This window comes from Psychrobacter sp. UBA6766 (assembly GCF_002453355.1).
Lineage (GTDB): Bacteria > Pseudomonadota > Gammaproteobacteria > Pseudomonadales > Moraxellaceae > Psychrobacter.
Genome location: NZ_DKGQ01000019.1, coordinates 1 through 12,348 on the forward strand (window position 1 = coordinate 1; position 12,348 = coordinate 12,348).

Consider the following 12,348-nt stretch of genomic DNA (forward strand, 5'->3'; position numbering starts at 1 on the left):
GGATTTGACGGCAGGGGTCAATCGGTGTCTCAAGCGACAGTTATTGCCTTCTATACCTACTGTATGCTGTTTGCCAATGCGTTTGTTATCTAGCTTGAAGGCAGTGATAAAGCTGTCCCAGTTATCCATGCTAACAGAACCGTAACTTACTTTAAGTTGCTTAAGACGACATCGTAGCTTTCTTGCCGTTTTTAGGTCACGCTTGCCCCATACATAAGCGACAATCTCACTGGTAGCACGGTCATAAGCGTAAATGAGCCAAACTTTACGTTTCTTGCGGTACACGTAAGTCCAAAACTCATCAACCTCTAAGTGCTCATAGTAGCTCTTTTTAGGGGCAATCTTATAAATCGATGAGCCTAAGGTGCTAAGCACTTTGCCAATACTAACTGAGGCTATAATAGCAATGTCTCTAACACCACAACCTCTAACCGTCATTAGCCGTATAATGTCTTCTATTTTAGAATGACAGCCATGATAAGTTAAGGCATGATCGCCAATAAACTGACGCTTGCAGTCTTTACATTGGTAGTTCTGCTTGCCATAGCTTTTGATGCCATTCTTCTTTAAACTGGGACTGTGACAGTCGGGGCAGCTGATTTCTATTTGTGTCTTCATAACCTCAAATATATCAGCTTGCTTCGGCTGTCACTCCTCCTTTTATTTCCTCAGCATACTTTCTGATACACCACCAAATAAGTTAATGGCCTGTACTGTTGAGGGTGGGATTAACTAAATAGGTGATCCCAAAGTGGTTAGCAGGAAAGTTTAGAAGATAATGATAAAAATTTAAAACTATATTAAAGAGATTCTTATAATGGCGTACCAAACCCCTATCACCATCAAGTCAGCTATTGATAATATTAAAAAGCGCAACTATGTACTGCCCTCTATTCAGCGTGAATTTGTTTGGGATACATATCAAATCGAAACTTTATTTGATTCATTGATGCGAGATTATCCAATCAGTACCTTTCTTTTTTGGAAAGTAAATAAAAACAAAATAAAAGATTTCCAGTTTTATGAGTTTCTAAAAAACTATCATGAAAAAGACAATAGGCATAACCGTAAAGCAGAGTTGAGCGGTGATGAAGATATCATTGCGTTACTAGATGGTCAGCAAAGAATGACTTCAATGTATGTTGCGCTCACTGGAACGTATGCAAAGAAAATACCTTATTATCGGTGGGATAGTGCACATGCTTTTCCTGCTAAAAAACTCTATTTGAATTTACTAAAACCAGCAGAAGAGCTTGAAGTCGAATACGACTTTAAATTCTTAACAGAGGATGAAGCTCAACCTACAGATGGTTATTTTTGGTTCGAATGTGGGAAAATATTAGAAATTACTGATATGGGTAAATCATCCATGTTTCTAGTAGAAAACAAATTGATGGATACTTCTGTTTACAGCGGGGAGGAGTGCGCATTTGCCATTAATACACTTAATGGCTTTTTCAATGTGATCCACCAAAAAGGTACCATCAGCTATTACTTAGAAGAAAGCGAGGAACTTGACAAAGTCTTGCAAATATTTATTAGAACCAACAGTGGTGGAACCAAGCTAAGCTATTCTGACCTTTTGTTATCTATCGCAACAGCAGAATGGCAAGAAAAGGCTGCACGTGAAGTTATTCATGAGTTTGTTGATGAGATAAATATGATCGGGGATGGTTTCGCTTTCAACAAAGATATTGTTCTGAAATCATGTCTCGTATTAGCAGATTTCGATGTTAAGTTTAAGATCAATAACTTTACTAAGAATAATATGATTGTGATTGAGCGTAATTGGGATGAAACCTCTCAGGCAATGCGCTCTGCCATTCAGTTAGTATCTAAGCTTGGCTACAGTCGAGATAATTTAACGGCAACTAACACGATCATCCCGATTGCATACTTTATTTATAAAAACAAATTCTCAGACAGTATCGTCCATTCTAGCCAGCGTGAAGATGATAGAAAAGCAATTAAAGAATGGTTAGCAAGAGTGCTATTGAAGGGCGTGTTTGGTGGTCAACCAGATAGCATTTACCCAAAAATGCGTGATCTAGTTAATGAAAACTTAGGTAAGTTTCCGTTACAAGAAACGATTGCATATTATAGAGGAAGTCGTAAATCTATTAGTTTTAGTGAGGATGATATTGAAAGCTTGCTAGACCTGCAGTACGGTAAAGCTAAAACCTATTGCGCTCTTACTCTTTTATACCCAGGCTTGAACTACAACTTTAAATATCACCAAGACCATATTCATCCATCATCTTTTTTTAATAAAAAATACTTGCGAAAAATGGGGTTGAGTGAAGAGGATGTTGAAGCTTATATTACTGTATGCAATGGCTTGCCGAATCTACAATTACTGCAATCGACACAAAACATCCAAAAAAGCGACAAGTCTTTAGTTGATTGGTTGTCGCTCACTTATACGTCTCTTTCTGATAAAGAGAGCTTTTTAAGGCAGAATTATATTGGTACTAGTGACTCTCTGAGCTTTGATGATTTCCTTGATTTTATCGTTGCTAGACGCACAGCTTTAAAAAATCAGTTTATGAATATGCTTAATGTTAGCTCTGTTTAGATGTTATCACTTGATAAGCTTACTCAGAGACTCAGTTAAAGTGAACCTTTGAATTCAATATCTTAAAACACATTACGTCCAGACCTAGTAAGTTAGGGCTATAAATAAAACCTAAATGCGAACATTTTAGGAATTAATAAGTGGAAATTAGGAAGTAATAGTCCATGAATCTAAACGAGTTAATAGCAAAGACTAGAGTATTGATAGGATACTTAGGCGAAAGCAATCAGTTCAATTGGTGGAGTAGTGGTTTCTATACGCCAGCTAGTATGGCTTATCTATCCCCGATATATCCAAGAACGATATTTCTAGCCCAATATAATGGAGTTTGTGAAGCATCTAGAAAAACACATGATGAGCACATTGGAGTGGGAAAGACCTACCATCTATATAGACTGCCTGATGCTATAGAGCGCAATGTCTTTAGATGTATTCAAGATCAAAATTTAGAAAGTTATTTAAAAGACATTATACAAAGCTCTGAGAGCGCTATTGATGCACTAAGTGAGTTAGTAAATAAAGAACTTCTGAATAAAAGTAAAGATCGAAATGAAGGGCCGACTAACATAGGTGTCTATAACGATGAAGAATTAGAAAACTCTTTATTAAAGATGATTGTTCATTATATAGATGCGTTCGAAAACAATTATAAATGTTTTCCTTATTTAAGGGAGTCGTAATGAGCTCTGAGAGTGATAAAAAGTACTATACAACTCAGCTTGGAGCTGGATTAGGACTGATTGAAGAAACAAAGATATTGCTTAACTTATATCAGCCAGGAATGACAGTCGCTGAGCTTTATGAAATTGCCTTAAGTTCGGGTTACTTCCCTTCTGTAACTGCACGGCGATTACGGAATATTATCGCAGAGTGTTTTTCTCCACGTTATATGAAGACCGATAGTGCTGTCCATTTAAAATCACTTAGTAATGCTATGTCTTCACAAAGCATCAACCAAGTTCTTCTTATTCATACTGCTCTTGCAAACCAAGTTTTAGAGGACTTTATTATAGAAGTTTATTGGCAGCGCTATATAGGAGGTTATGATGAGATATCTGTTAGCGAAGCTAGAGAGTTTGTTACGAATGCAGTAAATGAAGGGAAGACGCAAAAACCGTGGGCAGAATCAGTTATAAAGCGAGTATCCTCCTATGTGGTTGGGTGCTGTGCTGACTACGGGCTTTTATCTTCTGGTAGAGCTTCAAAACGAGCTATATTACCAGTAAGGATCCAGGGTGATGTCTCGTTATATTTGGCCTACTGGTTGCATCTATCTGGTTTAGGAGATAACGCTGTTATTAATCATTCAGCATGGAAGTTATTTGGTCTGGAACCGATGGATGTACGCGAAGAATTGAAAAAAATGGCAAAAAATAATTGGTTAATTGTCCAGTCTGCTGGCGAGGTAACTCGTATAAGTTGGCAGTTCAGTACTATGGAGGAGGTAATAAATGTCATCTCTAACAAATGACTTTAAAGGCCTAATGGAAAAAGTTGATGCAGGCAGAGAGTTTGGGCACGCCAGCTTTGAACCAATCTATTATTTGATCTTTGCTCCTAGCCAAATTTTAGATGTGAAGCGTGAGCTACCAGCGTGGATAGCGACTTTAAAAAATAATGGCTGGGATGTCTCTGTTTTTTCTATGACTCAAGCGATCCAAGAGCTTTTTGATAGTATGCCTCCATTTATTAAGAAGACTTGGACAACTCAAGATGCTAAGTCACCTTTAGACTGGGAAAAGACAAACAAGTCACTTGCCGAGGCTGTTAATAAAAAAGGGGCTTTACAGTCTCAATTAGAAAAAAAGCTAAAAGAGTTAGAAGAAGACTCAAAAGCCATTTTGCTAATAACCGATACAGAAGCACTACATCCCTATATACGCATAGGCTCTATAGAAAGTCAGCTATATGGAAAGTTTAAGGTGCCGACCATCATCTTATATCCTGGTGTAAGTACGGGAAAGACCCAGCTAAAGTTCTTAGGGTTTTATCCAGAAGATGGTAACTACCGTTCAGTTCATCATGGTGGTTAATTAAACAAAGCATGAAAAATCGACTATAAATAACCAATAAATTATCCATCAAAAGAGAAGAAAATGGAAATTAAGACCCTATTTGATAGTAATAAAGACATATATCGTAATATTGAAAAAGTTATCACCTATGGCGTGTCTCAAGAAGACCGTTTGCGAGCTGAGATTTCGGAGTATGTGGTTACAGACAGTATAGAAGACCAGTTCGAAAAACTGCTGAGAAAAATGCAGGATGCTATGGAAGCAGGTGGTCAAAATGAAGTAGGTGTTTGGGTATCTGGATTCTATGGTTCAGGTAAAAGTTCTTTTACCAAATACCTTGGGTTGGCTTTTGACGATAATGTCACTATTGATGGCACACCTTTTATTCAGTACTTAGAGGATCGGTTGCAAAGGGCTACGACAAAGGCACTATTGAATACCGTTGCAAAGCGATTTCCAGCGGCTGTGATGATGTTGGACTTGGCTAGTGAACAGCTGGCAGGTGCAACCATGGAGGAGGTGTCTACTGTTCTTTATTATAAGGTTTTACAATGGGCAGGGTATTCAAGAAACTTAAAAGTCGCTGCCTTTGAAAGAAAGCTGAAAAAAGACAATCGGCATGAAGAGTTCCAGAATGTATTTAAAGAGTATACCCAAGGGTTGGAGTGGAGTGAATATCGCAATGATGAGTTAATCGTTGATAGTACCATTCCTTCTATTGCGCATCAGATGTATCCAGAGGTTTTTAAAACAGAGAGTAGCTTAAGTACAGAAGATTCAGACTTCATACGTTTTGAGAATGACCGTGTTGAAGAGATGATTGAAATTGCCCGAGAGGCCTCAGGTAAAGAGCATATTATTTTTATTGTGGATGAGGTCGGTCAATATGTCGGCTCCAAGCAAGACCTAATCTTAAACTTAGATGGCTTAGCTAAAAACCTGAAAAATATTGGCGATGGCAAGGTGTGGCTAATAGGTACGGCTCAGCAAACGTTAACAGAAGATGATCCAAAAGCATCTTTAAACTCACCAGAGCTATATAAGCTTAAAGATAGGTTTCCAATCCAAATTGACTTGGAAGCCAATGATATTAAAGAAATTTGTTATAGACGCTTGTTGAGTAAATCTGCGCAAGGTGAACAAACTTTAGGCGACCTGTTTGATCAACATGGTCAAGCATTACGTAATCATACTAAGCTTGAGAACACTCAAGTATATGGTACAGACTTTGATAAACAAACATTCATTAATTTATATCCGTTTTTACCTGCGCACTTTGATATTTTACTACATCTCTTAGGTGCTCTTGCAAAGTCAACAGGCGGATTTGGGCTACGATCAGCTATTAAGGTGGTTCAGGATATATTGGTAGGCAGTACTAATGAGCACATCGCTATTGCGAGTCAACCAATAGGTTGGCTAGCCAGTACTGTCACTATTTACGATGCACTTAGAAAAGACATTGAGAAAGGAGCGCCTTCTCTCTATCAGTCAGTACAAAAAGTAATTATTCAGTACCCTAATTCAAAAATTCATCAAGAAGTCGCAAAAACAGTTTGTGTACTTCAAGTGTTGGGTAATCTGCCTATTACTACTCAAAACATCAGTGGTTTAATGCAATCTAGTATTGATACCAGTCTTAATGTGGATGAAGTGAAAAAAGCCGTTAATGATTTAATCAGTAACCAATTTATACCTTTTGGTGAAAAAGAAGGGTCATTTTGCTTTTTCAGCGAAAAGCTAAACGACATAGAGCAAGACCGTGCAAACTTTGCTTTAAGGAACTCTGAATTACAACGCATTCAAAATGAGGCTCTAAAAGAGGCCTATAAACCTTTGCCGTCAGCTAAAGTGAAGGATGGGGTATTAGTGGTATCCACTGGATTAAGAGCTGTTAATTCAGATGGCAGAGAGGTCATTATATCTGGGCATGGTAGTAACGCTATACAAACTGTGGTTGAGTTGGTTGACCCTCAGCAATATGAAAATATAAAAGAACGACTCATCGATGATAGCCGACAAAAACTAAATGTACATAATATCTATCTCATCGGCCGTAAAAAACTAGATATGCAGAACTTAGCAGCTGATGTTTTTAGATGTATGGAAGTTGCTAATAAATATCGTAATGAGCCTGACCAAGAAGTTAAAGAGTATTGTGCGAGTCAAGGAGAGATCGCCAATCGTAAGCGTAATGAGTTAGAGCGATTAATTAAAGGTGGTTTACTTCAAGGCTCGTTTATCTTTAGAGGAGAAGTAGTCGCTGTAGATACGCTAAGTCAGGATTTGACTCAGGCAGCCAATAAGCATTTAGGTGGTGTTGCAGAGCAGGTATACAATCGACATAGTGAGGCTCCACATAGAGCCCAAACCAATCTTGCTGAGAAGTTTTTGGGCGCAAACAGTTTAAATGGTATCACAAGCGATATTGATCCTTTAGGTCTAGTGAAGCGTGAAAAAGGAACGCCTACAATTAATATCGAGCATAAAGCGCTTATTAGTATTAGGGATATCGTTAAGCGCCAGGGCAATATTGAAGGCAGTCGTTTATTGGATGTATTCGCAGATGCTCCTTATGGTTGGTCTCAAGATACCATACGTTATTTGGTTGCGGCAATGCTATATGCTGGTGAGATAAAGGTTAAATCTGCCGGTCGTGAAATTGTAGTGACTGGGCAACATGCTATAGACGCTTTGAAAAATAATAATAGTTTTAAGAAAATAGGCATATCACTGCGTGATGAACGTCCAAGCAGAGATGTGATGGCCAAAGCTTCTGAGAGGCTAACAGAGTTGAGTGGAAACACAGTAGTGCCGTTAGAGAACGAAATTAGTAAGGCCACTACTAAGCTTTTCCCTACTCTACAACATCAATATGCTCCTCTGGCAGGCAAGTTAACTCGTCTCAGTCTTCAGGGTGTTGAGAGGCTAGAAGCTTTAGCGAATGATCTCAGAGATATCTTATCTAATGACGGTTCAGATGCACCAACTCGGCTAGGAGCCGAAGATTCTGAGCTTTACAGCAGCTTGAAGTGGGCCGCAGAGCTTGATAGAAGCTTTAAAAATGGTTTGGATGAGACGTTGACATTATTGCAATCGCATAGAGATGGATTGAATGATTTTCCTGATAATGGAATCCCCGGACAACTGAAATCGGATTTAGCAGAGATGCTTGAAAGCCTAGATCAGCGTCTAATGATGCCTGATTTTTATAAACATAGCACTGATTTTTCCTCCGCTTTAACAGAGATAAAAAGTAAAGTAGCGCAGACTGTTGAGCAGATGTTACATAAACAAAGTGAGAGTATAAAATCCGCAAAGCAAGATTTACGTAACGTGCCTGAATGGTCAGCATTGATTCAACAAGAGCAAGATAATGCAGTGAGTGGGCTTGATGGAGTATTCAAATCTGTATCCAAAGATATAGAGGGATTAAAAGCCTTACTGCGACAAGAGCATGATTTTAATTACTTGTTGCAAGACATTAAATCTAGCGTGGTTAAAACGGTACAAAAGCGCCAGCAAGAAAAAGTAGTCGAAGAGCAAAAGATAGACTATCAAGAAGGTAGGACTGTATTGACTCGGAAAATGACGATTAAGCCAGCTATTACTAGTATGACAGAGTTAAATCAGCTGATTAATGAGTTGAAGCGTCTGCAAGGTGAGCTACAACAGGCTCATGAGTTTGAATTAAATTTGTCTTTTGATGATACTAACGAGTAGGAGAAGTACTTATGGCATTTGATCAAACTACTCGTAACCGCTTACAGTCTTTTGTTAGTAAAGCACGAGCTATCTTGAGTGAAGAGTTTACGCGGCAGCTGCAAGCGACATACGGATTAGATCCCAAGCAAGGGACAATTGCTGATATAGATTCACTGAGCCATTTAGATAACTATCAGCTGCAAACGGCTCATATCTTACGTGATACATTGCAGCATTATATGACTACAACGGCCAGTAAAACTCAAAAAGAACAAGTCAAACTTGTGTTAGAGCGTATTGTACGAGAGCAGGCTTTTACGGTTCTAAATCGCTTAGCTGCCTTACGTATGGCAGAAGCACGTGGCTTTCTACTGGAGTCGATTGGCTCTGGATATAGTTCGCAAGGCTTTCAGCTCTATCAAATGCTAGAGGACGGGAGCCATGGAGAAACAGGTGACGCATATCAGAGCTACCTGTTTAGCCTATTTGATGAGTTCGGTCTGGATCTAGCGGTATTGTTTGATCGCTTTAGTGTTCAAGGTCGCTTATTCCCTCGCGAGACGGCTTTATTGCAGTTGCTTGAACAAATTAATGACTACGAAATTGAGCCTTTATGGGCAGAAGATGAAACTATTGGGTGGATTTATCAGTATTTTAATTCTCAAGAAGAGCGTAAAAAAATGCGCTCTGAGTCTTCAGCGCCTCGTAATAGCCGTGAGTTAGCTGTTCGAAACCAGTTTTTCACCCCACGCTATGTGGTGGAGTTTTTGACTGATAATACCTTAGGACGCATTTGGTATGAAATGACTAAAGGTAATACTGCGTTGGTTGATAGCTGTCAATATCTGGTTAAACGCCCTAACGAGGTATTTTTAAGTCAAGGCGAAATCAGCCCTATTCAAAGTGAGTCAAATCTTGATGAGAATGTAGAGGCGATGACGCAAGAAGAGATTTTGAGTCAGCCTGTTTATATTCCGCACCGACCGCTAAAAGATCCTCGTACTATTAGAATGTTAGATCCGGCATGTGGATCTATGCATTTTGGTCTCTACGCCTTTGATCTATTTGAGCATATTTATCTCGAATCGTGGCAAATTGAAGCAGAACAAGGTGCAGACGTATTTAAAAGAGAATCAGATTTAGTATCCTTGCACAGTACTTTTGAAGATATAGAGTCCTTTAAACAGCAAATTCCGAAGCTGATTATCGAATACAATATTCATGGTGTAGATATCGATCCACGAGCTGTTCAGATTGCAGGACTAAGCTTATGGCAGCGCGCGCAGCGTGCCTGGCATGAGCAAGCTATAAAACCCAATCAGCGTCCCACGATTGTAAAGTCAAACATTGTCTGTGCAGAGCCGATGCCAGGGGAGCAGAACTTATTAAAAGAGTTTGCCAGCACTTTAAACCCTCCTGCATTAGGTCAACTAGTAGAAGTTATCTTTGAAAAGATGGCGCTGGCAGGCGAGGCAGGAACGTTGTTAAAAATAGAGCAGGAGATAGAGTCTGCTATCAGCAAAGCCCGCCAACAATGGGACAAAACTAAAGATGTTAATGGCGGCATAAGAGATCTTTTTGCAGAAGAGCTGTTAGCAGCTACTCCTCAGAAAGAGCTAGGTTTTGACCTAAGTGGTATTGATGATGAAACCTTTTGGGAAGATGCTGAGCAGCTTATTTTAAAGGCATTAAAAGACTACTCAGAAAAAGCAGGATCATTAGTAGCTGAAAAACGACTGTTTGCTGAAGACGCTGCTAAAGGCTTTGCTTTCATTGATTTAAGTCGTAAACGGTTTGATGTAGTATTAATGAACCCACCATTCGGGGACTCAGCTATAAAAGCAAAAAAATATGTTATAGAAAATTATGATGACTGTTTTTATGATGTATTTGGAGCTTTTGTAAAGCGTGGTTCATATATGTTAGTTAATGGGGGTTTGCTAGGAGCATTAACTAGTAGGACTGGCTTTTATCTATCTAGACTTGAAAGTTGGAGAAGAGATATAGTTTTTGGAAACTCTCAAATGAGACTTATGGCTGATCTAGGGTTAGGGGTGCTTGATAATGCTATGGTCGAAACAGCTGCTTATACATTGGAGAGAGATGTTGGTTCAGAAAATTCAAAAGTCTGTTTCTTTGGGTTGATGGATGAAAAGGATAAAGAATCAAACTTGTTGAAGGCTACACAAGGTAAAGGTAATGACATAACACACTTAGCAAGTTCGAAAGCTTTGAGTATCTTGCCAGGCGCACCCTTGTCATACTGGGCCTCTGATATTAAAAGGCAAGTGTTTTCGAAATATCCTTCGTTTTCAGATATTCAAGGAGAAATTAAGCAAGGTTTAGCAACTGGAGACGATTATAGGTTTCTGAGATCTATATGGGAGGTTCCAGAAAAAAATATGGGTATTGAAAAAACATGGATTCCTTTTGCAAAAGGTGGAGAGTATCAAAAATACTATTATGACCTTGATCTAGTAGTTAACTGGAGCAAAGGAGCTAAAGAAACTTATAGTCTTAGAACTACTCAGTTTCCTGTCTTATTAACTAAGAACGCAGATAAATACCTTTACCGTAAAGGTTTGACTTATCCGCAGCGAACCCAAAAAGGGTTTAGCGTAAGGCAATTGCCGGAAAACTGCATTTTTGGTGGTAAGGGACCAGCAATATTCCCGGAAGATGATAGTGAACTTCTATACTACCTAGGATTATTTAACTCGGATATAGCAGAAGAGCTAATTCAGTTACTTATCTGCTTTGGTTCATATAATGAGGGGTATGTTTCTAAACTTCCTATACCTAAAGCTAGTAAAGAAGATAAAGATCTAGTTTCAAAAATTACATTATTATTGGCGGGTCAGAAGTGGAGCGCCGGACTCTCTAATGAACTCACTTTAAACTACCAGAATCCTTATGTTGGAAATCTATTAAGTGATAGTGATGAGTATGCCCTAGCTCTATTTTTAAATAGGTATGTTATGTTTTTATACGGTTTAGAAGATAAGCCAGTAGGAAACCCTTTAGTTAATATAAATCTAAACAAAGGAGGCAATAAGAAAAAACAAGTTGAGCCATATGATGAACTTTCGTTTTTAATGGGGCTGTACTTTGGACGCTGGGAAAGCCAACCTTTAGATTATCAAATAAATATTGATGATTTTAGTCCCTTCAGTGAATATAGAATTCAGAGCCAAGATAATAAATACGTAAGTCAAAAAAATATTTTTGAATTGGATTATAGGGATAATAATATCAGCAATATTTTTACTGACATTGCCAATAAGGTTGATATTGATATATATAGTATTGAAAAGAAAATAAGCATTGATACTAAGTATGACTTTAATAAACTTTTAATCTCTACCAATAACTTTTTTGATTACCATATTAAAAAGTATTCGAAAAGTCGCCGTCAAACCCCTATCTACTGGCCACTACAGACTTCATCAGGCTCATATACACTCTGGGTCTATTATCACCGTTTAAATTCGCAAACACTATATAGCTGTGTTAATGACTTTGTCGAGCCAAAGCTAACATTGGTTACTGAAGATTTAAATGCTTTAAGCAATAGATCTAATCGTAGCAGCACAGATGAAAAAGAGCTGACTAAACTCACTGATTTGCAGAATGAGTTAAAAGACTTTCGAGACGAGCTACTGCGCTTAGCAAAAATATGGAGGCCCAACTTAAATGATGGGGTCCAGATTACAGCAGCGCCATTATGGAAGCTATTTCAGCATACTGCTTGGCAGAAAAAGCTAAAAGAAACCTGGGAAAAGCTAGAAGAAGGTGAATACGATTGGGCACATTTAGCAGCCAGTATGTGGCCAGATCGTGTGCTAAGAAAATGCCATCAAGACAGAAGCCTTGCTATAGCACATGATGTAGAAGATGTGTTTTGGCAAGAAGTCGAAGTGCCAATTATGCGTGGGAAAAAGCCCACTGGAAAAACTAAGCTAGAATGGCAACCCATACCCGCGTCTGAAACTACGCTGAATGATATGGTCAATGAGGCTAAAGCCCGATTACAATAATTTAGTAGGCCAAGCT

At 38.6% G+C, this 12,348-nt stretch carries 7 protein-coding genes; 6 read left to right on the forward strand and 1 reads right to left on the reverse strand.

What is annotated here, in order from left to right:
* Window positions 1–618 (reverse strand): IS1 family transposase (locus B4K26_RS04050; protein ID WP_296243718.1); only part of this gene is annotated, 618 nt, incomplete at its 3' end.
* A gap of 199 nt (window positions 619–817) precedes the next feature.
* Here B4K26_RS04050 and B4K26_RS04055 point away from each other — a divergent pair.
* The 6 genes from B4K26_RS04055 (at window position 818) to pglX (ending at window position 12,332) form a co-directional block, all read left to right on the forward strand.
* Window positions 818–2,575: a DUF262 domain-containing protein gene (locus B4K26_RS04055; RefSeq protein WP_218690648.1), complete on the forward strand. Its 1,758-nt coding sequence runs from the start codon at window positions 818–820 to the stop codon at window positions 2,573–2,575.
* Window positions 2,576–2,739: 164 nt separating this feature from the next.
* Entirely contained in the window at window positions 2,740–3,255 is a 516-nt protein-coding gene (locus tag B4K26_RS04060) for a BrxE family protein (protein ID WP_218690649.1), read from the forward strand.
* A complete protein-coding gene (locus B4K26_RS04065) occupies window positions 3,255–4,046 on the forward strand; it encodes a BrxA family protein (protein ID WP_296243721.1) in 792 nt (263 codons plus the stop codon). Before B4K26_RS04060 ends, B4K26_RS04065 begins: the two co-directional genes overlap by 1 nt.
* On the forward strand, window positions 4,027–4,608 hold the full coding sequence (locus tag B4K26_RS04070) for a BREX protein BrxB domain-containing protein (RefSeq protein ID WP_296243723.1): 582 nt from the start codon (window positions 4,027–4,029) through the stop codon (window positions 4,606–4,608). The genes B4K26_RS04065 and B4K26_RS04070 overlap by 20 nt, the downstream gene beginning before the upstream one ends.
* Before the next feature lie 63 nt (window positions 4,609–4,671).
* Complete coding sequence (brxC, locus tag B4K26_RS04075; RefSeq protein WP_296243724.1) at window positions 4,672–8,313, forward strand: BREX system P-loop protein BrxC; 3,642 nt, start codon at window positions 4,672–4,674, stop codon at window positions 8,311–8,313.
* A gap of 11 nt (window positions 8,314–8,324) precedes the next feature.
* Window positions 8,325–12,332 carry a BREX-1 system adenine-specific DNA-methyltransferase PglX gene (gene pglX / locus B4K26_RS04080; protein ID WP_296243725.1) on the forward strand — a complete coding sequence of 1,336 codons (4,008 nt, stop codon included), beginning with the start codon at window positions 8,325–8,327 and terminating at the stop codon, window positions 12,330–12,332.
* Window positions 12,333–12,348: the final 16 nt, after the last annotated feature.